Origin of the sequence: Aeromonas sp. 75A, assembly GCF_051919425.1 — a bacterium.
Taxonomy (GTDB): Bacteria; Pseudomonadota; Gammaproteobacteria; order Enterobacterales; family Aeromonadaceae; genus Aeromonas; species Aeromonas veronii.
Map to the genome: position 1 here is coordinate 3,828,593 of NZ_JBQBES010000002.1, position 26,997 is coordinate 3,855,589.

21 protein-coding genes are annotated in these 26,997 nt (G+C 57.7%); 5 read left to right on the forward strand and 16 right to left on the reverse strand.

Going from position 1 to position 26,997, the window contains the following annotated elements; all coding sequences use genetic code 11:
* Position 1 precedes the first annotated feature (1 nt).
* From lpxH to ACTG2T_RS17875, 3 genes are read right to left on the reverse strand one after another with little or no spacing between them, the layout of a single operon-like run.
* On the reverse strand, positions 2–757 hold the full coding sequence (gene lpxH / locus ACTG2T_RS17865) for a UDP-2,3-diacylglucosamine diphosphatase (protein WP_330125568.1): 756 nt from the start codon (positions 755–757) through the stop codon (positions 2–4).
* Positions 754–1,551 (reverse strand): DUF4269 domain-containing protein, encoded by a 798-nt coding sequence (locus ACTG2T_RS17870; RefSeq protein ID WP_330125569.1) that lies wholly within the window; start codon positions 1,549–1,551, stop codon positions 754–756. The genes lpxH and ACTG2T_RS17870 overlap by 4 nt, the downstream gene beginning before the upstream one ends.
* Entirely contained in the window at positions 1,541–2,038 is a 498-nt protein-coding gene (locus tag ACTG2T_RS17875) for a peptidylprolyl isomerase (protein ID WP_005337417.1), read from the reverse strand. Before ACTG2T_RS17875 ends, ACTG2T_RS17870 begins: the two co-directional genes overlap by 11 nt.
* A 212-nt stretch (positions 2,039–2,250) precedes the next feature.
* Here ACTG2T_RS17875 and cysS point away from each other — a divergent pair, with 212 nt between their 5' ends.
* Entirely contained in the window at positions 2,251–3,627 is a 1,377-nt protein-coding gene (gene cysS / locus ACTG2T_RS17880; protein WP_323929874.1) for a cysteine--tRNA ligase, read from the forward strand.
* A 725-nt stretch (positions 3,628–4,352) separates the two neighbouring features.
* Here cysS and ACTG2T_RS17885 read toward each other — a convergent pair.
* The 9 genes from ACTG2T_RS17885 to ACTG2T_RS17925 all read right to left on the reverse strand — a co-directional run bounded on the left by ACTG2T_RS17885 (position 4,353) and on the right by ACTG2T_RS17925 (position 15,010).
* Positions 4,353–7,445, reverse strand: a complete 3,093-nt coding sequence (locus ACTG2T_RS17885; RefSeq protein ID WP_330125570.1) for an SIR2 family protein — start codon at positions 7,443–7,445, stop codon at positions 4,353–4,355.
* Positions 7,446–8,658: 1,213 nt separating this feature from the next.
* Complete coding sequence (locus ACTG2T_RS17890; protein WP_075115588.1) at positions 8,659–9,414, reverse strand: substrate-binding periplasmic protein; 756 nt, start codon at positions 9,412–9,414, stop codon at positions 8,659–8,661.
* Positions 9,415–9,553: 139 nt separating this feature from the next.
* Positions 9,554–10,300 carry a substrate-binding periplasmic protein gene (locus tag ACTG2T_RS17895; protein WP_043819315.1) on the reverse strand — a complete coding sequence of 249 codons (747 nt, stop codon included), beginning with the start codon at positions 10,298–10,300 and terminating at the stop codon, positions 9,554–9,556.
* Positions 10,301–10,430: 130 nt separating this feature from the next.
* Positions 10,431–11,177 carry a substrate-binding periplasmic protein gene (locus tag ACTG2T_RS17900; RefSeq protein WP_330125571.1) on the reverse strand — a complete coding sequence of 249 codons (747 nt, stop codon included), beginning with the start codon at positions 11,175–11,177 and terminating at the stop codon, positions 10,431–10,433.
* 71 nt (positions 11,178–11,248) lie between these two features.
* The gene (locus ACTG2T_RS17905; protein ID WP_139472792.1) at positions 11,249–11,767 is read right to left on the reverse strand and encodes a GDYXXLXY domain-containing protein; all 519 of its coding nucleotides are present in this window, start codon (positions 11,765–11,767) and stop codon (positions 11,249–11,251) included.
* Positions 11,764–12,768 carry a DUF4401 domain-containing protein gene (locus ACTG2T_RS17910; protein WP_330125572.1) on the reverse strand — a complete coding sequence of 335 codons (1,005 nt, stop codon included), beginning with the start codon at positions 12,766–12,768 and terminating at the stop codon, positions 11,764–11,766. The genes ACTG2T_RS17905 and ACTG2T_RS17910 overlap by 4 nt, the downstream gene beginning before the upstream one ends.
* The gene (locus tag ACTG2T_RS17915; protein ID WP_330125573.1) at positions 12,761–13,699 is read right to left on the reverse strand and encodes a DUF2157 domain-containing protein; all 939 of its coding nucleotides are present in this window, start codon (positions 13,697–13,699) and stop codon (positions 12,761–12,763) included. Before ACTG2T_RS17915 ends, ACTG2T_RS17910 begins: the two co-directional genes overlap by 8 nt.
* A 164-nt stretch (positions 13,700–13,863) precedes the next feature.
* Complete coding sequence (locus ACTG2T_RS17920; protein WP_005337386.1) at positions 13,864–14,421, reverse strand: TMEM165/GDT1 family protein; 558 nt, start codon at positions 14,419–14,421, stop codon at positions 13,864–13,866.
* Between the two features lie 259 nt (positions 14,422–14,680).
* The gene (locus tag ACTG2T_RS17925) at positions 14,681–15,010 is read right to left on the reverse strand and encodes a translation initiation factor (RefSeq protein WP_005337385.1); all 330 of its coding nucleotides are present in this window, start codon (positions 15,008–15,010) and stop codon (positions 14,681–14,683) included.
* 119 nt (positions 15,011–15,129) lie between these two features.
* Here ACTG2T_RS17925 and ACTG2T_RS17930 point away from each other — a divergent pair, with 119 nt between their 5' ends.
* The 3 genes from ACTG2T_RS17930 (at position 15,130) to ACTG2T_RS17940 (ending at position 17,993) form a co-directional block, all read left to right on the forward strand.
* The gene (locus tag ACTG2T_RS17930) at positions 15,130–15,357 is read left to right on the forward strand and encodes a FeoA family protein (protein ID WP_005337384.1); all 228 of its coding nucleotides are present in this window, start codon (positions 15,130–15,132) and stop codon (positions 15,355–15,357) included.
* A gap of 129 nt (positions 15,358–15,486) precedes the next feature.
* The gene (feoB, locus tag ACTG2T_RS17935) at positions 15,487–17,757 is read left to right on the forward strand and encodes a Fe(2+) transporter permease subunit FeoB (RefSeq protein WP_330125574.1); all 2,271 of its coding nucleotides are present in this window, start codon (positions 15,487–15,489) and stop codon (positions 17,755–17,757) included.
* Positions 17,754–17,993, forward strand: a complete 240-nt coding sequence (locus ACTG2T_RS17940) for a FeoC-like transcriptional regulator (protein WP_005346763.1) — start codon at positions 17,754–17,756, stop codon at positions 17,991–17,993. Before feoB ends, ACTG2T_RS17940 begins: the two co-directional genes overlap by 4 nt.
* A 99-nt stretch (positions 17,994–18,092) precedes the next feature.
* On the opposite strand, the gene ACTG2T_RS17945 is transcribed toward ACTG2T_RS17940, so the two are convergent.
* The gene (locus tag ACTG2T_RS17945; RefSeq protein WP_330125575.1) at positions 18,093–18,743 is read right to left on the reverse strand and encodes a DUF2913 family protein; all 651 of its coding nucleotides are present in this window, start codon (positions 18,741–18,743) and stop codon (positions 18,093–18,095) included.
* Between the two features lie 98 nt (positions 18,744–18,841).
* Positions 18,842–20,137 carry a DEAD/DEAH box helicase gene (locus ACTG2T_RS17950; RefSeq protein ID WP_330125576.1) on the reverse strand — a complete coding sequence of 432 codons (1,296 nt, stop codon included), beginning with the start codon at positions 20,135–20,137 and terminating at the stop codon, positions 18,842–18,844.
* A gap of 287 nt (positions 20,138–20,424) precedes the next feature.
* Between ACTG2T_RS17950 and ACTG2T_RS17955 the strand changes: the two genes are divergently transcribed.
* The gene (locus ACTG2T_RS17955; RefSeq protein ID WP_127006443.1) at positions 20,425–21,003 is read left to right on the forward strand and encodes an O-methyltransferase; all 579 of its coding nucleotides are present in this window, start codon (positions 20,425–20,427) and stop codon (positions 21,001–21,003) included.
* Positions 21,004–21,082: 79 nt separating this feature from the next.
* On the opposite strand, the gene ACTG2T_RS17960 is transcribed toward ACTG2T_RS17955, so the two are convergent.
* Positions 21,083–22,498 (reverse strand): FAD-dependent oxidoreductase, encoded by a 1,416-nt coding sequence (locus tag ACTG2T_RS17960; RefSeq protein ID WP_042056188.1) that lies wholly within the window; start codon positions 22,496–22,498, stop codon positions 21,083–21,085.
* Between the two features lie 12 nt (positions 22,499–22,510).
* A complete protein-coding gene (gltB, locus tag ACTG2T_RS17965) occupies positions 22,511–26,968 on the reverse strand; it encodes a glutamate synthase large subunit (RefSeq protein ID WP_127006444.1) in 4,458 nt (1,485 codons plus the stop codon).
* Positions 26,969–26,997 lie beyond the last annotated feature (29 nt).

Below are 26,997 nucleotides of genomic sequence, written 5' to 3' on the forward strand. Positions count from 1 at the left end.
GTCAGCCGGATGGCTGAGCGGCGGGGTCGATCGTTGCCAGCGCCCGCGTTTCCAGCCGCTGCTCGCCAGGGCGGCAGATCAGCACCGAGCCCTGCTCGAACCAGTCTCCCAGCACGATGCGGCGGGCGGGGTGGCCATCGAGGGTGAAGTCGTGGATGGCGGGTCTGTGGGTGTGGCCGTGGATCATCATCCGGCAGTCGTGGGCGCGCAGGGTGTCGTCCACCGCCGCGGGCGTCACATCCATGATGATCTGGCTCTTATGGGCATTCTCCATCTGGCTTTGGCCGCGCATCTTGCTGGCGATGGCCTGACGGCGGGCGAGCGGCAGGCGCAGGAACAGCCAGCGCAGCCATTTGAGTTGGGTGATGCGGCGAAACTTCTGATACCCCTCATCCAGGGTGCAGAGCAGATCGCCGTGGCTCAGCACTACCCGCTCCCCATAGAGGTCGATGACGCAAGGGTCCCCCAGCAATGTCATCCCAGCGCGCTTGGCAAACTGTTGTCCCAGCAGAAAGTCGCGGTTGCCGTGGATAAAGTAGATGGGCACGTTCTGCTGGCTCAGGGCCAAGAAGGCGTCGGCCATCTGTTGATGGAGCGGATTGGGGTCATCGTCGCCAATCCAGAATTCGAAGAGATCCCCCAGCACATAGAGGGCATCGGCGCCGGGGGCGTCGTGCTCGAGAAAGCGCACCAGTGCCGCGGTCATATCGGGCCGCTGGGCAGAGAGGTGAATGTCACTGATAAAGAGGGTGCTCATGATGTGGGGGTCGGGCTCTCGGTCGAAACAGGGCAAACAGGGGTGGCAGAGATAGTAGAAACAACGGGGGACGAACAGTGCGCTGCGGGCGCCATCGCGCCAGTTGCGGTATGGATATCGTCACGGGATGGCGGCTGCCATGACAGCTCGGCCAGATTTCGTTCCTCCAGCGTCAGCAGCGCTTCATAAGGATCGCCCGCCAGCTTCAGCAATCGGCACATCGCCGCTTCCCCTTTCAATCCCTCTTCAAGGCGCAGGCGCTGCACTTCGCGGTAGAAAGCATCGCCAAACCGCTCGAGCAACGCGGCCATCAGGGTGAGGTGGCGCCAGCCGTTCAGCGTCTCGATGGGGGCGGGGGTGACATAGAGTTCCAGCGGCCAGCTGGCCTCGCTCGTGTCAGAACCGGTATCTGCACAGCTCTGGTCGAGGCAGGAAAAGGTGCGCTCCAGCAGCCAGATATTGTCGCCTTTGGCGCTTGCCAGCCAACCTTGAGCTTCGAGCGTTGCGGCAAACGCCGCCGGATCAGCAAGCTGGCAGAGGATATCGAGATCGCTGCCCGGCCGATCGAGGCCGATGGCCAGCGTGCTCACCAGCGCCATATCGGCGCACTGCGCGGCCAGCTCATCCCACACACCGGCGGTGAGCAGGGCATGGGCCGAGCGCTGGCGCGGGTTGCCGTGGGCCAGATAGTCGAGGCGGCGCCAGTTTGGGCTGGCAGTGGGGGAGGCAGATGGAAAAACTGCGGCCGGGGCCGCAGTTTTGTCAGTGCCGAGTCGGCAGAGATCAGTCAGCAAGGGTCACCTTGGTGATCACCACGTCTTCTACCGGCACGTCCTGGTGGATGCGGCCGTAGTTACCGGTCTTGACGCCCTTGATCTTGTTGACCACGTCCATACCGGCGGTCACTTCACCGAATACGCAGTAGCCGAAGCCCTGGGTGGTAGCGGATTTGAAGTCAAGGAAGTCGTTGTTGTTCACGTTGATGAAGAACTGGGCGCTGGCAGAGTGCGGCTCCATGGTGCGGGCCATGGCGATGGTGCCGATCTTGTTGGACAGACCATTGGCCGCTTCGTTCTTGATGGGGGCGCGGGTGTCTTTCTCTTCAAAGCCCGGGGCATAGCCGCCGCCCTGGATCATGAAGCCGTCGATGACGCGGTGGAAAATGGTGTTGTCGTAGTGACCGTCACGGCAGTATTGCAGGAAGTTGGCCACGGTTTCCGGGGCTTTTTCAGCGTTCAGGGTGAGGGTGATGTCGCCGTGATTGGTGTGCAGAGTGACCATGATATGTCCTTTCATTTGATGCGGACGACGAAGTGCCCGCAGGTGTATGGCATAAAGTGGTGGCAATTCTAGCCCATCAGGGGCTGGCGGCATAGTCTCTCTGGCGCCGTAACCGTGCTGGCAGGCGGGATTGGCCCGCTTTTCTGCCTCGTTTTCTGCCCCTGAACGGGGTATTATGACCAACCATTTTACTCACAGGCAGTGGTTAGAAGATGCTGAAGATATACAACACACTCACTCGTCAAAAAGAAGAATTCAAACCTATCCACCCGGGCAAGGTGGGCATGTATGTGTGTGGTGTCACCATCTACGATCACTGTCATATCGGCCACGGCCGCACCTTCGTCGCCTTTGATGTGGTCGCTCGTTACCTGCGTTACGCCGGTTACGACCTCACCTACGTGCGCAACATCACCGACGTGGATGACAAGATCATCAAGCGTGCCGCCGAGACCCAAGTGACCTGCGACGAGCTGACCGAGCGTCTGATCGGCGACATGCACGCCGACTTTGACGCCCTCGGCATGGTGCGCCCGGATATCGAACCGCGCGCCACCCAGCACATCGAAGAGATCATCGAGCTGGTGCAATCCCTGCTGGAAAAAGAGCACGCCTACGTGGCGGACAACGGCGATGTGATGTTTATCGTCGAATCCTACGCCGACTACGGCAAACTCTCCGGTCAGGATCTGGAGCAGCTGCAAGCCGGTGCCCGCGTTGACGTGGTGGATGCCAAGCGCAACCCGCTCGACTTCGTGCTGTGGAAGATGTCCAAGCCCGGCGAGCCGACCTGGGAAAGCCCCTGGGGCCCGGGCCGTCCTGGCTGGCACATCGAGTGCTCCGCCATGAACTCCAAGCACCTTGGCAACCACTTCGACATCCACGGCGGCGGCTCCGATCTGCAGTTCCCGCACCACGAGAACGAGATCGCCCAATCCTGCTGCGCCCACGGTGGCGACTACGTCAACACCTGGATGCACAGCGGCATGGTGATGGTGGATAAAGAGAAGATGTCCAAATCCCTTGGCAACTTCTTCACCATCCGCGACGTGCTGGCCCACTACGACGCCGAAACCGTCCGTTACTTCCTGATGTCTGGCCACTACCGCAGCCAGCTCAACTACTCGGAAGATAACCTGAAGCAAGCCCGCGCCGCGCTGGAGCGCATGTACACCGCCCTGCGCGATCTGCCGGTGGCCGCTGCTGCCGGTGGCGACGAGCAGGTAGCGCGCTTCAAGGATGCGATGGACGATGACTTCAACACCCCGGAAGCCTACTCAGCCCTGTTCGATCTGGTGCGCGAGATCAACCGCCAGAAGGGTGAAGACATGGCCGTTGCCGCCGCGCTGGGCGCCCGTCTGCGCGAACTGGGCGCCGTGCTCGGCATCCTGCAGCAAGACCCCGAGGCTTTCTTGAAGGGTGACGAAGCGGACGAAGAGGTTGCCGAGATCGAGCGCCTGATCGCCGAGCGCAATCAGGCCCGTGCCGACAAGAACTGGGCCGCTGCCGATGCCGCCCGCAACCGTCTCACCGAGATGGGTATCGTGCTGGAAGATAGCGCCGGCAAGACCAGCTGGCGCCGTGCCTAAGGTCGGTGGGCCTTGTTGGCGTCTGGTGCCAACAGGTTGAGCCAATAAAAAAACCGCAGCCCTTGGGCTGCGGTTTTTTTTTGTGGTCTGCCGAAGTCTCGGCATCCTGCGGTCTGATCCCCTCGCCCCTTGGGGGAGAGGGTTAGGGTGAGGGGACTAACGTCATTCCTCGGCTGAATGCCGTCCAACGCCTTAATGGCATGGCTTCGCCATGCAGGATCAGCCCCCCTCTCCCCTTGCGGGAGAGGGGGGCTAACGTCATTCCTCGGCTGAATGCCATCCAGCGCTTGAATGGCATGGCTTCGCCATGCAGGACGCGAGGGCACTGCCCTCGACGGGGTTTCGCCGCCGCTGCGCGGCTTGGCGAGTGACTTTTGAAAGACCAAAAGTCACCAAAAGTCTTTTCCCCCGGCAAACCGCCCGCTTCGCGGGTTCCCTCGTCTCGTCCAACGGGTCGGACGGAGCGCCGCAGACGGCACATCCCTGTGCCGGCTGCGGCTGCGCCATCATCCCTGATGGCGCTCCTGACCCGTTGAACTCGACTCGGCGGTTTACAGGGGGAACCAATACCGTGCCCGCCCGTGACTTTAGCGTGCATGTTGAACGCAGATTCCATCTCAGGCGATCAACCGTGCGAGGAATTGACTTAATAGGCTGCAGTCGTAGTGAAAGACAGCTTAGGGAATCGAAATAAAAACGTAGCTCCAGGCTGAGGTTTGTATAGTTTAGAATTCCAGTTCTGGTATGTTAGATTTTTGGATAAGCAGGCATCGTTGTTGAATGCTTTTTATCCTTGTATCATCGTTCCCATTAGCTAATTCAAGTATAGACTGCATTAGTTTTGCATATTTCAGCTCATCGAAGTGATTACCATTAACGCGCCAAACTAAAGCGCTGGTCATAAATAATTTATAGAGTTGCTCTACATCATTATCATTTTCTAGTACTTTCCATAAGATCTCGTGACATCGGTTGAAAAGCTTGTCTAGTCGTTGCATAAACAAGTAACTATAAGCACTTAACAAGCTCATTCTATCTTTGGCATTAAGTGAAATGCTGGGTTTTGATCTAATTATTTCATCAAATTTTATTAGCATTGCACGTATTTTAGTATAAATGCTATCCTCCGATGACATTACTTTGTTTACATATTCCATTTCTTGGTCTTTTAATAATCTGGCAAGTTCTAAACTAATGTTGTTCGCTATATTAACAATCCCGCTGCTTCGGGCTAACTTCTCTATTTTCTTTAGTCTGACAATTCGTTCTTCCTTTGGAAGTTTAGTTGTGAATATTTTTTCCCCTAAGAATCTACCATAAGATTTTTTCGGTGATTCAGAGCGTAATTTTTTAGCAAAAATATAGGCTTTTTCATTATTTGAATGAGAGTATGATAAAGCTAAAGTATGCATGATTCTTTCATATAAATCCTTATTATATAATTTTTTGTTTCTATCTATATCTTCAAATATAGGTTCTAAAATTGAGATGGCAGCATCCTCTTGCCCAAGCATGCGCATTCCTTCTGCAAGGAAATAATTAATCCATAATGCATCAATTGTATTTTTTGCTATATTTAAATTAATTATTTCCTGTGCAAAGGCAGTAACCTCTTTAAACCTGCTCTTATCCTTTAACAGGGTGCAGTATGCAACCATTGCTTTAATAATTGTGTCGGTGTCTTGTGAATGTTTTTTAGCATGTTTTAGTTCTGAGATTAAAAGGACATGGGCATTCCCAGGGGAAAAATCCATATAGTTAAAAACCATCTTTGATGTAGATATAAGATCTGTTCGCCCTTGCTTCCAACATTCCCCTAGAATTAATGACATAGCATTGTGGCGTTGACTATGAAGTTCCTCGGGATCCATTAATGAAATGACATAATCTTTAACTAGAGAGTTAACTCTATTTATTTTTACCCCTTGAAAATCCTCTATATCAATTGGGTAAATTAGATCCATATCTATCAAAATAGCAAAGTCAGATAATGTGAACCTATATGAATAGTAATGTCGCATTATATTTCTAGCTTGTTCGCCATACTCAATAATACTCAATATTTTTAATAGTTCATATAGTCTGGCATTCTCATCCTTCTCTGCTCTTGAAAGTGTTGAAATCTTATCCAACAGATATTTAGGGATGCTATCTGATGAGTCATTTGGTATCAGATCAAGTTCTCCATGAGCATCCTCTAATACATGTTCTAGTGAGGTAAATTCTAGAAAGTTCTTTATTAAATCTAGCTTGGCTGGTAAACCTGATGATTTATGACACAGACGTTCAAGTGACGAGATACTCATGTTTCTTGATTCTGGAATAATGCGGATGTATTCTTTTACATCAACGATATCAAGATTCTTTAATCGAATCTTTTCATTTGAAAGATTACAATCTTTACTGACAATAAATATACCCTTTATTATATTCCCGTAATCTCTAATAATATCTATTATGCCATTGAGGTAACTGATAACATCATTGTTTGTATGTATTATATTGTCAAAAATAATAACTAATCGACTCGATTCTATTCCACCTGCTGCCAGCATAGTGAAATCAACGCCAACATCTTCTCTGATTTTAATTTCAATTTGCTCTTTATTTTCTGCAGTAGATAAATCAGTTCTTAATTGTGTATATCCTGATAAGTTGTCTGAAAAAAGGGATGATATAAAACCAAGTTTTCCATATCCCCACCCACAAATTAAAGTGAGACTACCATCTTTTTGTAATATATCAAAAGCATCGCCTTGCTCTGATAATCTGATTGTTTCATGTGATGGATCAGGAGGGTTAGGAAATGGTTTTATATAAAAATCATTTCTTTTTTTGCTAGGTGGAGAATATAGATCAGAAAGTGGGATTATTTTATTTTTTTCCTCAACTCTTCCGTCGTCTGATTTTTTCGAGTCAGTTATTTCAATTCTATTTATTTTATTGTATATATCTTCAAATAATATATCGCAATTAACACCCTTATAAATATTAAATCTTCCTTTTAGTATTGCTGGTTGAAGTGTTGAAATTAATTTTGCATTATGTTCTCTAATTTCCGATTCGTTTTCATTAAAGAATGCCCACCTAACTTCATATTTGCTTTTGGGTGTGTTTACAATTTCAGTCAATGTGACGTTAAATATATCATCCCAACCACCATATCCAATAATATATAGCTTGCATTCAGAAAGAATTTCTTTCAAAGATTCCTTTAACTGCACCCTGGTAGCTAATAACTGATTCGGTGTATGCATAGTATCTCCAGTGTAGAACCCATGGAGATGTATAACGTTAATAGCACTCTTGTTATATGAGTCAAAACTAATGATATTTGAATCACAATCTAGTACAATCTTATTTACATGAATGTCATTTTTGTCAAGAGACTCTTCTAGCAAGGGGTCAAAGTTGGTTGTAAATATATGGCTTATATTGAAGAAACCAAGTTTTATAAGTTTTGTTAGATCTTGTATGGTTTTTGTTATTTGCCATTCATCGCCACATTTTGCTCTATCCATGACTCTGTTCATGATGGTTTGTAGATCAGATTGCTCTCCTACAGAAAGCAAATAATCAAATATTTCTTGATAGCCTTCTGAACCAGAAAGATGTTTTTGTACTGCACAATAGTCCTCCAGCATTTCAGACTCTTCCAGGTACTCTCTTATAATTTCAATGATCGAGTTTACCCCTGGTACGCCACTACCATCTTTTGATACACTTATTGCTGAACCGAAAAGAAATGTAATTTTTCTTTTTTTCTTAATATCGTTAATTAATGATGTAACTAAACGTTCATAACTTGATATATTCATTATATGAAGTCCATTAATTTTTTGATGGCGTATGAGTGGAATATTAATTAGCCCGTAGGTTCAATTAGTGAAGCGTAATCGGACGTTCGAGAAATATGGTGTTATTACGGTGAAATACTCACTGCCGAGCCTTCAATATAAAGCCGTTTCCCAATTGGGATATCTGCCGCTTGCCGTTATACCCACCATGATTTTTTCACCTATGCAACCATGTCGATAACACCTGTTGCATAAGTGCGACAATCTAATCTCGTAATAGAGTGGGCGAGGGGCGGATCAGAGATAACGTCTCTCCCGATCACAGTCTCGAATACACCGGATGCTGTTAACCAACCTCGATGCTGCGGGTTGGGAGTTGCCCCCTGTTGTTCGCCGAGTTGAGGGCACAAGGTCAGGAGCGCCGTCATGGACGACGGCGCAGACGCAGGCGGTACAGGGATGTACCGTCTGCGTCGTTCCGCCAGACCTTTTGCCTGAACCGAGGGAACCCGACGCAGGAGGGCGAACAAGTGGGGGTGGCCTTTCTTTTGGTGACTTTTCTTTGGCCACGCAAAGAAAAGTCACTCGCCAAGCCGCGTAGCGGCGGCGAAACCCCATCGAGGACGGAGTCCTCGCGTCCTGCATGGCGAAGCCATGCCAATACCTTGTTGCAGGGCAAAGACGTTACCGACCCCCTCACCCTAACCCTCTCCCGCACGGGGAGAGGGAACAGCGACCGTGGACGATTACGCTTCGCTAATCGACCCTACTGGCGAAGCCATGCCAATACCTTGCTGCAGGGCAGATACGTTACCCAACCCCTCACCCTAGCCCTCTCCCGCAAGGGGAGAGGGGACGGTTACCGCGGACGATTACGCTTCGCTAATCGACCCTACGCTAAAGTCGCTACCGCCCCTGACTGTCGCTACCAGATTGCGCCGTTGACCATTGATCTCGGAAAAGGGGTCAACAGACGCCCGTCGCCATATTACGGAGCCAGAGTGGTCTTATCTATGGTTTTGATGAGCTAACTATCAGAAAAGAGTGATTTTTTGCGCTGGCACAAACTTTTATTAATTAGCGATTAGTTGATGATTGTCGGGGCTTGGCAGTGGCAGGGCGGTGGGGTGACGCCGCGAGAGGAGTGCAAACGGTAAAAAGAGTGAAGCGCAAACGGAAAAAAGCGAAGGGGCCCGCGGTGGGCCCCTTGTTGTGGGTGCTCGACGCGGTTCCGCTATTTGGCTGCGGGGGTTGGGAAGTATTTGCTGTGCAGCAGCGGGTATTCGCTGCTCGCCAGCACCTGGGTCAAACCGGTCTGGAACTCCTTGACCAGCTCGTCGCTCACCGGATGGCTGAAGGCGAAGCAGAACTGCTCCGAGCTCAGCACCCACTGCTCCTTGAAGCGGGCGGGGTCGAGTTTTTGCTCGACGATCAGCTGCTCCATGGTGGTCTTGTTGGTGGAGACCAGATCGACCCGGCCGGAGGTGAGCATCTTGAGCGCCTGTGCCAGCCGGTTGGCGGCCATCAGTTTGGTCTCGTCAAAGCCGTTGTTGAGCAGCAATTGCTCCCCCACATCGGCTCGCACCGCCCCGATATTGAACGTCTTGGCATCGTCGAGCTTGGTGATGGTGATATTGCGATCGGCCAGCCCCACCAGCACGATCTCGGCATACCCGATGGGGCAGGCCCACTTGAACAGGGGATCCCGCGCTTGGGTGCGGGCGGTGGAGAAGAGCACCGCATTGGGCTTTTGGGTCAGCAGGTAGTAGCCGCGCGCCCACGGCATGATGGTGACGGGCTGCGCTGGCGTATTGGTCTTTTTCCACACCAGTTGCAGCAGCTCGACCGCGAGGCCGGTGGGGGCGCCGCTGGCATCGGCGTAGTTGTAGGGTTTGTACTCTTCGGTGATGTAGTGCAGTTTGCCAAGCTCAGGACTCGCCTGTGCGAGGGTGGCCAGCAGCGCCCCGGCCAATCCAATCCATGGTTTCATTTTTGCCATCCTGATCAAGGGAATATCTGCTCAAGTGTGACCAAGCTGGCCGATTTCGCCAAGGCGATGGGGCATGTTTGGCAAAAAAGCATGGGTGCACAGTCCCATCCCGCGCCCTATGACGGCGGCGATCAGGGCGTTAGCGCAGCGGCAGGTATTTGGCTTGCAGGGCCGAGAAATCCGCCGAGGCGACGACCTGGGTCAGCGCCTGCTGAAAGAGGGCGACCTCGCTGTCGGGCACCTGACGGCTGAAGGCGTAGCAGAGCGGTCTGGCATCCAGCACGAAGGCGACATGAAAGTCATCCGGCTTGAAGCCCAGTTGTTGCAGGGTTTGATAGCCCGCCAGCTTGTTGGTCGCAAAGAGATCGGCGCGACCTGAGGTGAGCATTTTGGCCGCCTGGGTGAGGCGGTTGGCCAGCATCAGCTGGCGCTCATCGATACCGCGTTCGAGCAGCAGCTGTTTGGAGACGGTAGAGCGCACCACGCCGACCTTGTAGCGGCTGATCTCGGCCTCCGAGCCGAGGGTGATGTTGTCCGCCTTGCGCCCCAGCAGCACAAACTCCGAGTGATCGATGGGGCAGGCCCACTTGAAAAGCGCTTCCCGCTGCGGGGTGCGGGCGGTGGCAAACAGCACCACATTGGGTTTTTGTTGCAGCAGGTTGTAGCCCCGGGCCCAGGGCATAATGCGGATGGGCTGGGGCGACACGCCGCGCGCTTTCCAGATAAGCTGCATCAGCTCCACCGACAATCCGGTCGGCATCCCTTGCTGGTCGCTGAAATTAAACGGGGGAGAGATTTCGCTCAGATACTCGAGTTTGCCCGGATCGGCCTGCGCGAAGGTGGCCCACAAGAGCAGTAGCAGATGAGGTAGGTGCCATGTCCGCACGGGAAAGATCCTTCGCAATCAACTATGTAGCCCAGTTTGACTGCTTGCGGCGGGAATAGCTAGCCACCTCTATTGTATCTTTCATCAATAAAATGGGCAGCGAACCGCTGCCCGTCGGGTGAGTGAGTGCTCAGCGCACCGGCAGGTATTTGGCCTGCAATTTGCGAAACTCTTCCGAGGCGAGGGCGCGGGTCAGGCCCTGCTGAAAGAGGGTGATCTCGCTGTCGGGCACCTGACGGCTGAAGGCGTAGCAGAGCTGCTCTGCGCTCAGCACCATGGCCACGTTGAAGTCGTCGCCATTGAGCTTCAGTTCGCGGATGGCGTCATATCCCGCCAGCTTGCTGGTGGCGAGCAGGTCGGCGCGGCCGGACAGCAACATCTTCAATCCCTGCGACAAGCGGTTGGCCGGGATGATGTTGTTGTCATCCATGCCGTTGTTGAGCAGCAGCTGTTCGGCGGCGTCCGAGCGCACCGCGCTGATCTTGTATTGGCTCATCTGTTCGAAAGCGGTCAGGGTGATGTTCTGCGCTGTGCGGCCCAGCAGTATGTACTCCGAGTAGCCGATGGGGCAGACCCACTTGAAGAGATCCTCCCGCGCCTGGGTGCGGGCTGTGGAGAAGAGCACCACGTTGGGCTTCTGGGTTAGCAAGTAATAACCTCGCGCCCAGGGCAGGATGCGCACCGGCTGGGGTGTCACGCCGCTGTGTTGCCAGATCATCTGCAGCAGATCGACCGCAAGGCCGGTGGGCTGGCCTTGCGGATCGCTGAAGTTGTAGGGGGGGTACTCTTCGGTGAGGTACTCGAGCTTGCCCAGATCAGCCCGGGCCGTCGAGGCCCAGCAGAGCAGCAACAGATGACAGATCAGCCATATCCTCATTGGGAACATCCTTAGCGATCAACCTTCCCTTGAGTGTGACCATGAACAGAGTAAATAGCCACTCACTGCCGTTACCAGCGGGCGCGGATCTGCCCGATGGGCTGGTAGGCCTCATCCCGCAGCCCCACCAGCAGGGTCTTGCCATCCGCTTGCAGCCGGAACTCACCGTAGCGGGCTGTTTCGTACTGCTCCCCCGTGCCCTCTTCAAAGAAGTAGGCATCGGGGCCGATCTGCCACTGCCGTTCGCTCTGGTGCACCTGCAATAGCCGCTCATCGCTGGCGAGCCGATCCGGTTTGCCATCGGCCACCAGAGTGGCCACCTGATGGGCATCGAGGCGTATCACCAGGGTATCGCTGCCCTTGTCTTGATTAGCACGGGTGTCGCGGCTGGTCAGCTCGCGGGCAATTTCATAGTTGAGCCGCATGTAATCCCCCTGCATCAGGGAGCGGGGATCGACCGGAGCGAGCCGCAGCAGCACCACTTCGCCGCTGCTCATGGCGTGCTCATAGCGCCAGACGGTGGCATTGATGCCCGCCAGGATGGCGAGGCCGCTCAGCAACAGGGCGAGCTGTCGGGTGACGGGTTTCATGAGTCGCTCCTTGCCGCGAAGGTGGTGAGCAGCTGGCGGGCACCCAGCAGCAGGATGCCGGAGCCCAGCAGCAGCCAGGATTTGGTCATCAGGGTGAGCCCCAGATCGTAGTAATAGAGCGAGCCATAGCCGAGCAGCAGCAGGGCCGAGAGGGTCATCAGCCCCAGACTGCCGGCATAAAAGCCGAGGATCAGCACCAGTGCGCCTGCCCCCATGCCGGGGATGATGGCGCTGATCAGCACCAGCGGCAGGCCAAACAGCAGGGGGAGCTTGAGTTTCACCATCACCGCCAGCAGCAGGGCGGCGCAGATCAGGGGATTGAGCCAGAGCGGCAGGCGAGACAGCCCCAGTTCGTCCAGCACGCTGCTGCCGCCATCCCAGAGCGGTTGGTGCAGACGGCCCAGCACCAGCAGGGAGAGGGCGAGCCCCAGCGTGATGGAGTGGTAGAGCTGGTGACGCTCTGGATCCCTATCTGCCCGCAGCCAGCAGAAGGTGATGGCCGCCATCACTAGCGGCAGCGCCAGCAGTTGCAGCCCGAGGCAAGCGAGGCCAAGGGTGAGCAGCAGGGCCGCCGCCACGCTGTGAAACAGCCGCACCAGCCAGTGATCGAACAGCACGGCGATGGCAAGGGAGAGCAGGCACAGACCGAACCAGAGCAGGGCGTGATGGAGATCCAGCTGATCGAGCAGGCCATAGAGCAGCCAGGCATCGGCCGCCAGGGTGAGGGCCAGTACGAACTGATCCCAGAGATCGCCGCTTTGGCTGCGATTGAGGGCGTAGGCCCCCGCCAGCAGCACGGCCCCCAGCAGCAGGGCGCTGTTGGCCTCGCGGGTCAGCTGCTCGAAGGTGAGAAACAGGAAAAAGAGCAGGAACAGGGCGGCAATCCAGCCTACCAGCCCCAGCAGAAAGCGGCTCGACCAGTGGGGTTGGGTATCACGGGGCATCTCCCCCTCCACCAGATTGGCCTGTTGCAGCGTTTGCCAAAGGGTCAGATCACTCATGAGACCTCCGTTGTTGTTGCAGCCAGCGGGCGGCGGTGACGGAAAGGCCGATGGCGATCAGGCTCAGCAGCAAAAAGCCATTGATGTCGGGTTCCATCCATTTACCAAGGGTGGCGAGGATGACGGCAATCAGACTGAGGCACCCCATGGCGAGTCCGGCGATAAATCTGTGGTGCCACAGGGCATAGGCCGCAGCGAGCCAGCCAAGCCAGAGTGGCCACACCAGCGGGGAGGCAGCATCAAACAGCGCCAGCAGGGTGAGCAGGGTGGCCCCCAGACCGGCAGCCAGGCCCGCCAGCCAGCTTGGCATCAGGCGCCAGCGGTTTGGTGCCAGCAGAAGCAGACCCCAGAGGGCGGCGTTGAGGAGGGTCAGGCACCAGCCCAAACCCTCTTCATCGAAGTTAAAGAAGAACGTGAACAGGCCGAGCCGCCAGTAGAGCACCAGCGCCAGCTGGCCGAGCAGCCAGCTTAAGGTCCAGAGCAGGGGGCTTTGGCCAAATACCGCCAGTGGCACCAGCATCAGCGCCCAAGTGGCGAACAGCTGCCAGGGATCGGCGCCGGTCTGGTAGGTCTGACCCACCAGCGCCAGCAGGGCGCCGATATTGAGGGCGATGGCGAGCAGCAGCGCCTGACGGGGGGTATCCCCCAGCGGTTTGCGCCACAGCAGAAGCAGCATGGCGAGCAGCGGCGCCTCCAGCAGGGCGAGGCGGGAGACCCGGCCCAGCTCTTGCCAGTTGAAGGCGACGAAGAAAATAAGGCCAGCCCCGATACAGAGGGCGCCGAGCCAGAGCAGCAGCCGGTCAAACAGCCACTGCCAGCGCGCCGGATGGGGGGGAAGATCGGCGAGGGTCAGGGCGTCCGCCAGCTTCTCTGGCGCCAGCCGTCCCTGTTTGACCCATTCGAGAAGCGTCTCTCTTGATACGTTGTGCATGGGGGGACTCCGCGAGGTTTGCCCCATTATGGCATGAGGCACCCGCAACCGTGCACTGCCCCTTGGCTCTGCGGCTGGTGGTTGCGACAGCGGATTACGCAATAGACAAAGCTGCAAACAAAAAAGCCCTCCACAGGGGAGGGCTTGGTCAGCGGAAAAGGCGATCAGGCAAAGATCAGAGTGCTCACCCCAAGGCCGACGAAGAGGATGGCGCAGGCGATGCGGATCCCCTTGAGCGGCAGCTTGTCTGCCCCCAGCTTGCCGATCAGCACCACAGGCACGTTGGCCAGCATCATGCCGAGGGTGGTACCGGTAATGACCTGCACCAGCGAGTCATACTTGGCGGCCAGCAATACGGTGGCGATCTGGGTCTTGTCGCCAATCTCGGCGATGAAGAAGAGCACGAAGGTGGCCATAAAGGGGCCGTATTTATCCAGCGAGCTCTCCTCGTCATCCATCTTGTCCGGCACCAAAATCCAGATAGCCATGGCGATAAAGGCGATGGCGACCAGCCAGGTCATTATCTTGGGATCGAGCCAGCGGCTGATGAACTCACCAATCCAGGCAGCGCCCGCATGGTTGAGCAAGGTAGCCGCCAGCATGCCGGCGATGATGGGCCAGGGCTTGCGAAAACGGCAGATGAGCAGCAACGCCAACAGCTGGGTTTTATCGCCGATTTCGGCAATGGCGACGCTGAGGGTTGAGGTTAACAAGGCTTCCATAAAAATGACCGGGGGACGGAATTGTTATAAACCAAAGACAAGCCTGCGCCATCCGTCCCCGGTATTGGCACTGGCCCGTCAAAGGTCTTGTCAAATCCATGGCTGGCATGGATCACCCTGACCATGGTGATTTGGCACCAAGTATGTTGATCAGGGTCGCAAACCGGTATTCATGCAATGGATGGCACCGGCGTGCGAGACTACTCCCCCTCGATGGGAGCGGGCATTCTAGGGAAAAACCGCATGAGTGACAAGGGGATCAGCCACCCACCAGCTTGACACTGAAACCGGCTTTCTCCAGCTCGGTTTTGATCAGGTCCCGTTTATCCCCCTGGATCTCGATCACTCCCTCCTTGATACCGCCTCCGGTGCCGCACTTTTTCTTGAGCAGGGTGGCAAGGGATTTTTGCTGATCGGCGGGTACGCCATGAATGGTGATCACCCCGGCACCCTTGCGCCCCTTGGTCTCGCGGCGAATGCGCACGGTGCCGTCGGTGGGGAAGGGGGAGGCGGATTGGGGAGCGCTCTGCTCCTTGATCATGCCGCCATCTGTGCTGTAAACGAGGCGGCTGTTGTTGTCGTGACTCATGGCAATACTTTATGGGTTAGCTAAGCGGAGTTTGATTTTACTCAAATAAAAGTTGAAGACACAGCTTATAATGCCCCAAGTAAAAGCGAATTATTATTGTTTAACTTCAGGAGTCAGTCATGGTACTCACGCAGTTGTCACCGGGACAGAGTGCTCGCATCAAGAATATGAATCAGCTCGCCCGGCCGCTGCGCCGCAAACTGATGGTGATGGGCCTGTTGCCCCAGACTGAAGTCATCTATCTGCGCTCCGCCCCCCTGGGGGACCCGCTCCAGATCCAGTGCCAGGGGATCTGTCTCTCCATGCAAAAGAGTCTGGCCCAGCAAATAGAAGTCGAGCCGGTATAACCCCCTGTTCGGCTGCCGCTCCGGTCAAGGAACGTCACCGGGAGCGGTTCAGAGACAAGAAGTCGAACCTGCAAAGCGGCTTGCCACACGCACGCGGCGGGTTCAGAAGAAAATAGAGGTAGAGCTGGTATGAATTATTCCCTGGTAACGGTAGGTAACCCCAATAGCGGCAAGACCTCCCTGTTCAACGCCCTGACCGGCGCCCGCCAGCAGGTAGGCAACTGGAGTGGTGTCACCGTCGACAAGAAGATGGGTGAGTTCAGCGCGGGTGAACATCACTTCAAGCTGATGGATCTGCCCGGCATCTATAGCCTGGCCAGTCAGGATGGCAGTCTGGACGAGCAGATCGCCAGCCGCTTTGCCCAGGGCCAACAACCCGACCTGCTGCTCAACGTCATCGACGCCGCCAATCTGGAGCGCTCCCTCTACCTCACGCTGCAACTGCGCGAACTGGGCCTGCCCATGGTAGTGGTGCTCAACAAGCTGGATATCCTGCAAAAGCGCCGCATCGTCATCGACGAGAACAAGCTCGGCAAATCCCTCGGTTGCCCTGTAGTGGCCCTCTCTGCCCACAACAGCAAGCAGGTTGCCGCCTTCAAGCAGCAGATCCGGCAGTTTATCGGTCAGCCGCAAGCCGCCTTGCAGCTCGATTACGGCCATGAGCTTGAAACCGATCTGGCGGAGCTGGAGACCCTGCTCGCCCCGCATCACCTCACTACCCGTGGTCGCGCCCTGCGCCTGCTGGAAGAGGATGCGGTGATGCAGGAAACCCTGCTGCCCGGTCAGCAGGCGGCCGCCGCCAATGTGGTGGCTCGCGCCCATCAGGGACAGGATATCGACCTGCAACTGGCGGATATTCGCTACGGCCATATCCACCAGTGGGTACAACAGGCTCGTCAGCAGAAGGGCAAGCTCACCGAGGCCCAGAGCGAGTGGCTGGATCGGGTGCTGCTCAATCGCTGGATTGGCATCCCCTTCTTCCTGTTTGTCATGTACCTGATGTTCCTGTTTGCCATCAACGTTGGCAGCGCCTTTATCGACTTCTTTGACATCATGGGCGGCGCCCTGTTTGTCGATGGGGTGCACCACCTGCTGGGGCTGGTCAATGCCCCCGAGTGGCTGGGCGCCATTCTGGCGGACGGCTTTGGCGTTGGCTTGCAGACCGTGGCCACCTTTATTCCGGTGATTGGCTGCCTCTATCTGTTCCTCGCGGTGCTGGAGAGCTCCGGCTATCTGGCCCGTGCCGCCTTCGTGGTAGATGCCCTGATGCGCCGCCTCGGCCTGCCGGGCAAGGCGTTCGTGCCGATGCTGATGGGCTTTGGCTGTACCGTCCCCTCGGTGATGGCGACCCGTACCCTCAACTCCGAGCGGGAGCGGCTGATGACCTCCGCCATGGCCCCCTTCATGTCGTGCGGTGCCCGTCTGCCGGTTTACGCCCTGTTTGCGGTGGCTTTCTTCCCCGAGTCTGGCCAGAACCTGGTGTTCGGTCTCTACCTCATCGGCATTCTGGTGGCGGTGCTCACCGGCCTGTTGCTGCGCAGCACCCTGCTGCCGGGCAAGAGCGACTCCATGCTGATGGAGATGCCGGATTACGAGTGGCCGCGTCCGGTCAACGTTGCCATCAAGACCTGGCAGAAGCTCAAATCTTTCGTCTTTGGCGCCGGTAAAACCATCGTACTGGTGGTCGCCGTGCTGAGCGTGCTCAATTCCCTGGGTACCGATGGCAGCTTTGGCCATCAGGAGCAGGAGAGCTCGGTGCTGAGCAAGATCAGCCAGGCGGTGACCCCGGTGCTGCACCCCATAGGTGTACGCGATGACAACTGGCAGGCCACAGTCGGTATCGTCACCGGTATCTTCGCCAAAGAGGCGGTGGTCGGGACCCTCAACAGCCTCTACGCAGGTGGTGGCGATGCAGAGGAGGAGAGCGAGTTCTCGCTGGTGGCCAGTTTCCACGAAGCGATCGATGCCGTGGCGGCCAATCTGGCGGAGATCAACCCGAGCGACCCCATGGGGCTTGATGTTGGCAACCTCGACGACCAGAAAGCTGCCGCCGAAGCGCAGGAGGTCGATGTCTCCACCTACGGCAACATGCAGACCCACTTCGACGGGGCGGCCGGTGCCTTTGCCTACCTCTTGTTCGTGCTGCTCTACATGCCTTGCGCCGCCGCCATGGGCGCGCTGGTGCGGGAAACCGGTCGTCAGTGGGCACTGATGACGGCGGTATGGTGCAACTATATGGCCTTTATGTGCGCGACCCTCTTCTATCAGGTCGCGACCTTTGCCGCTCATCCGGAGCAGAGCCTGTTCTGGATCGTCAGCTACGGCCTCTCTCTGGGACTGCTCTGGTGGGCCGGTCGCCGTCACGGTGACATCGTTGCCCGCAAGGTGGTGACCTTATGATCCTGCGTGAGCTGGGGGATTACCTCGCCGCGCAGCAGAAGGTGAGCAGGCGCGATCTGGCTCGCCACTTCCACACCTCGGAAGATGCGGTGGAGGCCATGCTCGGCGTCTGGATGCGCAAGGGGCGGGTCATCAAGCGCGAGAGTCGGGTCTGTGGTGGCAGTTGCTGCGGCAAGAGCGAGGAGGTGATGTTCGAGTGGTGTGACGCGGGCCAGATTGGGTTCAAGATCCGCTAAACGATTACCAGACTTCATCACCAAACATCGAACAATAAAAAACGGCAGGCCCTGCTTTAAATGAGGGTCTGCCGTTTTTATTGCTGCACACTGGCGGGATCAGGCGATCTGGCGAGCCTCGCTCAGCAGTGCCAGTGCCGGTTGGGCGTTGTCCGGCATCAGCCGGTAGGCCTTGTGATGTTTGACCAGGGTGGTCTTCTTGTTGCCCTGGCTCAGCAGCAGGCCGTGCTTGAAGGCCGCCTCAGCCAGCACCTTCTCGTCACCGCGCACATAGAGGGTGAGGGGTTTGACAAGCTCACCTGCTTCGATGTGACCCTGATACTCGCTATGGCTTACCACCAGACTCGCCTGACCGCCAGATTGCAGGCGCAGCTTGGCGTTCACCTCGCTCTCGGTCAGCACCAGCCAGCCTGCCGCCGTCAGATCCTCCAGCAGGGCAGCCAGCTTGGCTCCCAATTGCTGCGGATTGGTCATGGCGCACTGGTATTGGAAGGCGATGCGCTCCAGCAATCCCTTGAGATCGGCGCACGCACCCAGCGTGCGGCCAAGCTGCACCCAAGCTTTCAAATCCTCCATCACCAGACGGGAGAAGCGCTTCTCCTTGAGGGAGTCGGCCATCCAGGTGCAGAGAAAGTGGCTCTCTTGCGCCGGAGTGCGCTTGCCCGCCTTTTGCTCGGCGGTGCGGGCCAGTTCGGCCAGGCTCTGGGTGGCCATCTCGAGCAGGGCCTGATTGTAGGTCGGAGAGGTCATAAGCAATCCTTGAGTTGACCACCACAGGTCAACACCGATGACAGAGATGGCAAAGGCGCCAGTGGCGCCTTTGCGGTTCAATAGAGCCACTGCCCGCCTTATTTCGGCTGACGGGGCTTCTTGGCGGCGGCCAGACGCTTGAGGCGCTGACCCTGCAGCTTGGCTTCGGCCATCACCTGGGCCACGGCGTTATCTTCACGCTGCGGGCGCTTGCCAAAGCGACGACGCTCTTGCATCTGTTTGATCAGCTCGTCACGGCTGCTCACCTCATAGCCCGGTACCATGATGCGACGGATCTTCTGGCCGATCAGGGCCTCGATCTCCAGCAGGGTGCGCTCCTCTTCACGGCTGACGAAGGAGATGGCCATGCCGCGCTTGCCGGCACGACCGGTACGACCGATGCGGTGCACGTAATCTTCCGCCAGGAACGGCAGATCATAGTTGACCACGTATTCCAGGTCCGGAATGTCCAGACCACGGGCGGCCACTTCGGTGGCGACCAGTACCCGTACCTTGCCTTCCATGAATTCGCGCAGGGCGCGGCGACGGTTGCCCTGAGCCTTCTCGCCATGGACCACGGCGGACTTGATGCCGTCGAGGTTCAGCTCCTCGACCAGCACATCACAGCTCTCGCGGGTACTGGCGAACACCAGCACCTGCTGCCAGTTCTGCTTGCCAATCAGCTCTGAGAGCAGCTCGCGCTTGCGCTTCTGCTCGACCGGATAGACGGTGTGGCTGACGGTGTCGGCGGTGGAGTTCTGCTTGTTGACGCTGACGATCTGCGGTCTGTCCAGCATCAGGTTGGCCAGCTTCTTCACCGCGTCGGAGAAGGTGGCGGAGAAGAGCAGGTTTTGACGGGTCTTGTTGACCGCTTGCAGGATCTTCTGCACATCGGCACTGAAGCCCATGTCGAGGATGCGATCCGCTTCATCCATCACCAGACACTCGACGCCGGAGAGGCTGAGGTTGCAGGCGGTGAGGTGCTCCAGCAGACGGCCCGGGGTGGCCACAATGATGTGGGCGCCCGCTTTGAGCTTCTTGGCCTGCACGTCCTGCTTGCCACCGCCGACGATGGTGATGGTGGTGATATCGAGATACTTGGCGAAGTCATTGATGTTGCTCGCCACCTGAGCCGCCAGCTCGCGGGTCGGGGTCAGGATCAGCACACGGGCGTTGGAAGGCTGGACCGGAGCCGGATTGTCTACCAGACGCTGCAAGATGGGCAGGGCGAAGGCGGCGGTCTTGCCGGTACCGGTCTGGGCGCTGGCCAGCACATCGCGGCCACGGCGAATGGCCGGGATCGCCTGTTGCTGCACAGGGGTCATCTCCTGATAACCGCAATCTGAGACAGCACGCAAAATCTCGGGGGCAAAATCGAACGATTCAAATCTCATAATGGGTTCCTGTGTTCCAGCTGGGCTGTGTTTGGCTTGGTTAGCTCGGCATGAGCGAGACGGAGGTTGTAACCACCGACGGCTGCGCCTGACATCAAGTCAGAGAGTGAGCCGGAAAATGGCGGGCGCGAAGTGTAACAGATAGACGTCACAAATTCTGCCTCAAATGGTTGTCCTTTTCTCATCCTTTGTGGTGTGAATGGCGGTTGAAAGCAATCATTTGACTCCCAAATGCCAAGCCTAGAGGTGTGGGCTAACGGTTTTGGGCAAGGACGAAAGGGATATCGATGGAACTGGAACAGTTAAAACGCCAGCTGGAGCAGCTTGGCGAGCGCAATGACAGCATGCAGCAGGCTCGACACCGCAAGCTGCTCAATATCACCCGCGATACGGGGGAGTTGCTGTCAGTGCTGGTACAGACCCGTGGGGCGCAGGCGGTGCTGGAGATCGGCACCTCCAATGGTTACTCCACACTCTGGCTGGCAGAAGCGGTGCGTCGGCTGGAGGGGCACGTTACCACCATTGAGCTGGATGAGGATAAGCGCGTGCTGGCCCATGACAACTTTCAGAGGGCAGGGCTGGCCCCCTGGGTAACCTTGCTGGCAGGGGATGCGGGTGAGCTGTTACCGACCTTGCCGCAAGGCGGTTATCAACTCATCTTCCTCGATTCGGATCGTCAGCACTACCGGGCATGGTGGCCGCAGATCCGCCGCCTGTTGGCGCCCCGTGGCTTGTTGGTGGTTGATAACGCCATCTCCCATCGCAGCGAGATGGTGGAGTGGATAAACGAGGTCGGGCAGGACCCCGCTTTTGTCACCTCGCTGGTGCCGGTCGGCAAGGGGGAGTGGCTGGTGGTGCGTTTGTAGGGGGTGGGTAGCTACAAAAAATCAGCCCCGCATGGGCGGGGCTGATAGTAAAAGCGCATCCGGGCCTTGGTCGGTCGGATCAGACCGCCAGATAGTCCATGATCCCTTCGGCCGCTTTGCGTCCTTCGTAGATGGCGGTCACCACCAGATCGGAGCCGCGTACCGCATCGCCACCGGCGAACACCTTGGGATTACTGGTCTGGAAGGCATACTCCGCCTGCTCGCGGGCCTTGATGCGATCCCGGTTGTCGAGCTCGATGCCGAACTCGGCCATCCAGGGCTGGGGGTTGGGCTGGAAGCCAAACGCCATCACCACCGCATCGGCGGCCAACACCTGCTCTGAGCCCTCGATGACCACCGGATTGCGGCGGCCATTGGCATCGGGTTCACCCAGCTCGGTGCTCACTACTTTGATGCCGACGGTGCGACCGTTGGCATCCAGCTCGACCGCCACCGGCTGCAGGTTGAACATGAATTCAACCCCCTCTTCGCGGGCGTTTTTCACCTCCCGCTTGGAGCCCGGCATGTTCTCCTCGTCGCGGCGATAGGCGCAGATCACCTTGTCAGCCCCCTGACGGATGGCGGTACGTACACAGTCCATGGCGGTATCGCCGCCGCCCAGCACCACCACCTGCTTGCCGGCGAAGTCGATGTAGTCGGCTTGCGCCTTCTCGAACCCCAGCAAGCGGTTGGCGTTGGCGATGAGGTAGGGCAGGGCGTCATAGACTCCCGGCGCCTCTTCGTTGGCAAAGCCGCCCTTCATGTACTTGTAGGTACCGACCCCGAGGAAGACCGCATCGAACTCGCCGAGCAGATCGGCGAAGGTGATGTCCTTGCCCACCTCGGTCTCGAGACGAAACTCCACGCCCATCCCCTGGAAGATCTCGCGGCGACGCTGCATCACCTCTTTTTCCAGCTTGAAGGAGGGGATACCGAAAGTGAGCAGGCCACCGATCTCCGGGTACTTGTCAAACACCACCGGGGTGACGCCATTGCGTGCCAGCACATCGGCACAGGCGAGGCCTGCAGGGCCGGCACCGATGACGGCGACCCGCTTGCCGGTCTTGACCACGTTCGAGAGATCGGGCTTCCAGCCCATCTCGAACGCCTTGTCGGTGATGTATTTTTCGATGTTGCCGATGGTCACCGCGCCGAAGCGATCGTTGAGGGTGCAGGAGCCCTCACAGAGGCGATCCTGCGGGCAGACCCGACCGCACACTTCCGGCAGGCTGTTGGTCTGGTGGGAGAGCTCCACCGCCTCCAGAATGCGCCCCTCTTTGGCCAGCTTCAGCCAGTTGGGGATGTAGTTGTGGACCGGACACTTCCACTCGCAGTAGGGGTTGCCGCACTCGAGGCAGCGATCCGCCTGCATCTGTACCTGCGGCTGATTGAAGGACTCGTAGATCTCCACAAACTGGATTTTACGGATCTTGAGCGGCTTCTTGGGCGGGTCGACCCGCTGGACATCGATAAACTGAAATACGTTCTGGCTCATAGGGTTCCCTCCTTATTGCGCCTGGATTCTGAGTTCTGCACTGGAGCGGCTGGTGTGACCCAGCAGCGATTTCACGTCGCTGGACTTGGGTTTGATCAGCCTGAACTTGGGCACATAGGAGTCGAAGTTGGCCAGGATCTCCTCGGCGCGCGAGCTGCCGGTCTCATTGAGGTGCGCCGTGATGATGCCGCGCAGGTGCTCCTGATGGATGGCGAGATCCGCCACGTCCAGCAGTTCCACCAGCTCGGGGTTGGTGCGCTTGGCGAAGTTGCCGCACTCGTCGAGCACGTAGGCAAAGCCGCCGGTCATGCCCGCCGCGAAGTTGACGCCTGTCTGACCGAGCACGGTGACGATGCCGCCGGTCATGTATTCACAACCGTTGTCGCCAATCCCCTCGACCACCGCCAGGGCGCCGGAGTTGCGCACTGCGAAACGCTCGCCGGCAGTGCCCGCGGCGTAGAGTTTGCCGCCGGTGGCGCCGTAGAGGCAGGTGTTGCCGATGATGGCTGCTTCGTGGGATTTGAACGCCACGCCGACATGGGGCTTGATCACCAGCTTGCCGCCGGTCATCCCCTTGCCCACATAGTCGTTGGCGTCACCGGTGAGGATCATCTCGAGGCCACCCGCGTTCCAGACGCCGAAGCTCTGGCCCGCTGTGCCGTTGAAGTGCACCTTGACCGGATCCGCCGCCATGCCCTGATTGCCGTGACGTTTGACGATCTCGCCCGAGAGGCGCGCACCCACCGAGCGGTCGGTGTTGCGAATGTCGTAGCGGAACTCGCCACCGCTTGAGGTCTCGACCGCCTCCAGCAGATCTTCCACCATTTTCAGGTTGAGCGGCCCCTTGTCGAAGGTGGGGTTGTGCTGCTGGCTGAACAGGCTGGAGCCTGCCGGTGCCACCGGACGGGCCAGAATGCCGGAGAGATCCAGCTTGGCCTGACGGGCGGTGAGGCCGGGCAGGGCTTCCAGCAGATCGGTGCGGCCAATCAGGTCGGTCAGCTGGGTGACGCCGAGCTGGGCCATCAGCTCGCGGGTCTCTTCGGCGATGAACTTGAAGTAGTTCATCACCATCTCCGGCAGGCCGGTAAAGTGCTCGCGACGCAGCTTCTCATCCTGAGTGGCAACGCCGGTGGCGCAGTTATTCAGGTGGCAGATCCGCAGGTATTTGCAACCGAGCGCCACCATGGGGCCGGTGCCAAAACCAAAGCTCTCGGCGCCGAGGATGGCCGCCTTGATAATGTCGAGGCCGGTCTTGAGACCGCCATCCACCTGCAGCCGCACCTTGTGGCGCAGACCGTTGGCGACCAGAGCCTGCTGGGTTTCAGCCAGACCCAGTTCCCACGGGGAGCCGGCATATTTGACCGAGGTGAGGGGGCTCGCGCCAGTGCCGCCGTCATAACCGGAGATGGTGATGAAGTCGGCATAGGCCTTGGCCACGCCGCAGGCGATGGTGCCCACGCCGGGCTCGGAGACCAGTTTCACTGACACCAGACAGCTCGGGTTGATCTGCTTGATGTCGAAGATGAGCTGGGCCAGATCCTCGATGGAGTAGATATCATGGTGCGGCGGCGGCGAGATCAGGGTCACGCCGGGCACGGAATAGCGCAACTGGGCGATCTGGGCAGTCACCTTGTCACCGGGCAGTTGGCCACCCTCGCCGGGCTTGGCCCCCTGAGCCACCTTGATCTGCACCACATCGGCGTTCATCAGGTAGTGGGGGGTGACGCCAAAGCGGCCGGAAGCCACCTGCTTGATGCGGGAGTTTTTCTCGGTACCGAAACGCTTGGGATCTTCGCCACCTTCGCCGGAGTTGCTCTGACCACCGAGGCGGTTCATTGCGACAGCCAGCGCCTCGTGGGCCTCAGGGCCGAGGGCACCGATGGACATGGCGGCGGAGTCAAAGCGGGGGAACAGCTTGTCGGCCGGCTCAACCTGATCCAGCGCGACCGGATTGTCGACCTTCTTCAGTGCCAGCAGATCGCGCAGGGTGGCAACCGGGCGCTCGTTCACCAGACGGGCATACTCCTTGTAATCGGCATAGTTGCCGGAGCGCACTGCGGTTTGCAGGGTCTGCACTACATCCGGGTTGTAGGTGTGGTACTCGCCGCCGTGGACGAACTTGAGCAGGCCGCCGTGGGGGAGGGGCTTGCGCACCAGCCATGCCTGACGGGCCAGATTGTGCTGATCCTGCTGGATGTCGGCAAAATCGGCACCCTGAATACGGCTCGATACGCCGCGGAAGCAGGTATCGACTACCGATTTGGCCAGGCCCACAGCTTCGAACAGCTGGGAGCAGCGGTAGCTGGCGACCGTGCTGATGCCCATCTTGGACATCACCTTGTAGAGCCCCTTGTTGATGCCGTTGCGGTAGTTGACCATGGCCTGGCGCAGGGACATGGTGAGCACGCCCTCTTCAACCTGTTTGGCCAGGGTTTCGTAGGCGAGATAGGGGTAGATGGCGGTCGCGCCAAAGCCCAGCAGCACCGAGAAGTGGTGCGGATCGCGGCAGCTTGCGGTCTCCACCAGAATGTTGGCGTCGCAGCGCAGGTTGTTGTCCACCAGGGTGCGCTGCACTGCACCCACCGCCATGGCGGCCGGGATCGGCAGGGTGTCGGCGCTGATATCGCGATCCGACAGCACCAGCAGCACGGTGCCACTCTTGGCAGCAGTTTTGGCTTCGTCGCAGATGCGCACGATGGCCGCTTCCAGCCCCTCTTCGGGCTTGAAGTTGAGGCTGATCACCTGATGACGGTAGTACTCACCTTCCAGTGCCAGCAGCTGGTGGAAGTCGGAGTAGAGCAGGATCGGCGACTGGAACAGCACCCGGTGGGCGTGGCCGAAGGTCTCGTTGAAGACGTTCTGCTCGCGACCGATACAGGTGGCCAGCGACATCACGTGGTTTTCCCGCAGCGGGTCGATGGGCGGGTTGGTCACCTGCGCAAACATCTGGCGGAAGTAGTCATAGAGGGTGCGCGGGCCGGAGGAGAGCACCGCCATCGGGGTATCATCCCCCATGGAGCCGACCGCTTCCTGACCATTCTCACCGAGAACCCGGATGATCTGATCCAGCTCCTCAAAGGAGTAGCCAAACAGCTTCTGATAGGTTTTCAGCTGGTCGTCGGAGAACTCGCGGCTACCGGTCTGGCTGTCGTCCATCTGCTCGAAGGGGACCAGTCGGCGGCAATGTTTATCCATCCACTGCTTGTATGTGTGACGGTTTTTGAGATCGTCATCGATCTCGAAGCTGGTCCACACCTTGCCGTTGCTGGTATCCACCACGAACAGCTCGCCTGGGCCGACCCGGCCCTTCTCCAGCACTTCGTCCGGGGTGTAGTCCCAGGTGCCGACCTCGGAGGCGAGGGTGATGAACTTGTCCTTGGTGATGACGTAGCGGGCCGGACGCAGACCGTTGCGATCAAGTGCGCAGGTGGCGTAGCGACCGTCGGTCATGACGATACCGGCTGGGCCATCCCACGGCTCCATGTGCATGGAGTTGAAGTCGTAGAAGGCGCGCAGGTCGTCATCCATGTTCGGGTGTTTTTGCCATGCAGGCGGGATCAACAGGCGCATGGCGCGGAACAGGTCCATACCACCGGCGAGGAAGAGATCCAGCATGTTGTCGAGACTGGAGGAATCCGACCCCGTGGTGTTGACGAAGGGGGCCGCTTCCTGCAAATCGGGAATGAGCGGGGTGGCAAACTTGTAGCTGCGCGCCTTGGCCCACTGGCGGTTGCCGGCGATGGTGTTGATCTCGCCGTTGTGGGCCAGATAGCGAAACGGCTGCGCCAGCGGCCAGCGCGGGCTGGTGTTGGTGGAGAAGCGCTGGTGGAAGACGCAGATGGCCGCCTGCATACGGATGTCGGCGAGATCCAGATAGAAGCGCGGCAAGTCCACCGGCATGCACAGCCCTTTATAGACGGTGACCAGGTTGGAGAGGCTGACCACATAGAAGTAGTCGTCGTTGACGCGCTTTTCGATGCGGCGGCGCACGATATAGAGACGGCGCTCGAGATCCTTGTCGACCCAGCCGGGCGGGGCGTTGACAAAGACCTGTTCAATGCTGGGCAGGGAGGCTTTGGCGATGGTACCCAGTACGTTGGTATCGACGGGCACCTTGCGCCAGCCGACCAGACTCAGGGTCTCTTTTTCCAGCTCTGCGTCGATGATGTCGCGGGTCTGCTGGGCCAATACGGGGTCAGGGTTGAGAAACAGCATGCCGACCGCATAGTTGCGGCCAAGGTGCCATCCCTTCTCCTCGGCGACAGCTCTGAAGAAGCTGTCCGGTTTTTGCAGCAGCAGACCGCAACCATCGCCGGTCTTACCATCGGCGGAGATCCCGCCGCGGTGCTGCATGCGAGCCAATGCTGACATCGCGAGACGGACAAGCTTGTGGCTGGCTTCCCCTTCCATGTGGGCCAACAGGCCGAAGCCACAGTTATCCCTCTCCAGCTTTGGATCATATAGTGACATTGCATTTCTCCCTTGCTCGGCCTTGTATC

Excerpts from the sequence above, each read along its gene's own strand:
- lpxH (WP_330125568.1), bottom strand. The coding sequence starts at position 757 with ATGAGCACCCTCTTTATCAGTGACATTCACCTCTCTGCCCAGCGGCCC.
- ACTG2T_RS17875 (WP_005337417.1), bottom strand. The coding sequence starts at position 2,038 with ATGGTCACTCTGCACACCAATCACGGCGACATCACCCTCACCCTGAAC.
- cysS (WP_323929874.1), top strand. The coding sequence starts at position 2,251 with ATGCTGAAGATATACAACACACTCACTCGTCAAAAAGAAGAATTCAAA.
- ACTG2T_RS17885 (WP_330125570.1), bottom strand. The coding sequence starts at position 7,445 with ATGAATATATCAAGTTATGAACGTTTAGTTACATCATTAATTAACGAT.
- ACTG2T_RS17890 (WP_075115588.1), bottom strand. The coding sequence starts at position 9,414 with ATGAAACCATGGATTGGATTGGCCGGGGCGCTGCTGGCCACCCTCGCA.
- ACTG2T_RS17900 (WP_330125571.1), bottom strand. The coding sequence starts at position 11,177 with ATGAGGATATGGCTGATCTGTCATCTGTTGCTGCTCTGCTGGGCCTCG.
- ACTG2T_RS17905 (WP_139472792.1), bottom strand. The coding sequence starts at position 11,767 with ATGAAACCCGTCACCCGACAGCTCGCCCTGTTGCTGAGCGGCCTCGCC.
- ACTG2T_RS17910 (WP_330125572.1), bottom strand. The coding sequence starts at position 12,768 with ATGAGTGATCTGACCCTTTGGCAAACGCTGCAACAGGCCAATCTGGTG.
- ACTG2T_RS17915 (WP_330125573.1), bottom strand. The coding sequence starts at position 13,699 with ATGCACAACGTATCAAGAGAGACGCTTCTCGAATGGGTCAAACAGGGA.
- ACTG2T_RS17920 (WP_005337386.1), bottom strand. The coding sequence starts at position 14,421 with ATGGAAGCCTTGTTAACCTCAACCCTCAGCGTCGCCATTGCCGAAATC.
- ACTG2T_RS17925 (WP_005337385.1), bottom strand. The coding sequence starts at position 15,010 with ATGAGTCACGACAACAACAGCCGCCTCGTTTACAGCACAGATGGCGGC.
- ACTG2T_RS17930 (WP_005337384.1), top strand. The coding sequence starts at position 15,130 with ATGGTACTCACGCAGTTGTCACCGGGACAGAGTGCTCGCATCAAGAAT.
- feoB (WP_330125574.1), top strand. The coding sequence starts at position 15,487 with ATGAATTATTCCCTGGTAACGGTAGGTAACCCCAATAGCGGCAAGACC.
- ACTG2T_RS17940 (WP_005346763.1), top strand. The coding sequence starts at position 17,754 with ATGATCCTGCGTGAGCTGGGGGATTACCTCGCCGCGCAGCAGAAGGTG.
- ACTG2T_RS17945 (WP_330125575.1), bottom strand. The coding sequence starts at position 18,743 with ATGACCTCTCCGACCTACAATCAGGCCCTGCTCGAGATGGCCACCCAG.
- ACTG2T_RS17950 (WP_330125576.1), bottom strand. The coding sequence starts at position 20,137 with ATGAGATTTGAATCGTTCGATTTTGCCCCCGAGATTTTGCGTGCTGTC.
- ACTG2T_RS17955 (WP_127006443.1), top strand. The coding sequence starts at position 20,425 with ATGGAACTGGAACAGTTAAAACGCCAGCTGGAGCAGCTTGGCGAGCGC.
- ACTG2T_RS17960 (WP_042056188.1), bottom strand. The coding sequence starts at position 22,498 with ATGAGCCAGAACGTATTTCAGTTTATCGATGTCCAGCGGGTCGACCCG.
- gltB (WP_127006444.1), bottom strand. The coding sequence starts at position 26,968 with ATGTCACTATATGATCCAAAGCTGGAGAGGGATAACTGTGGCTTCGGC.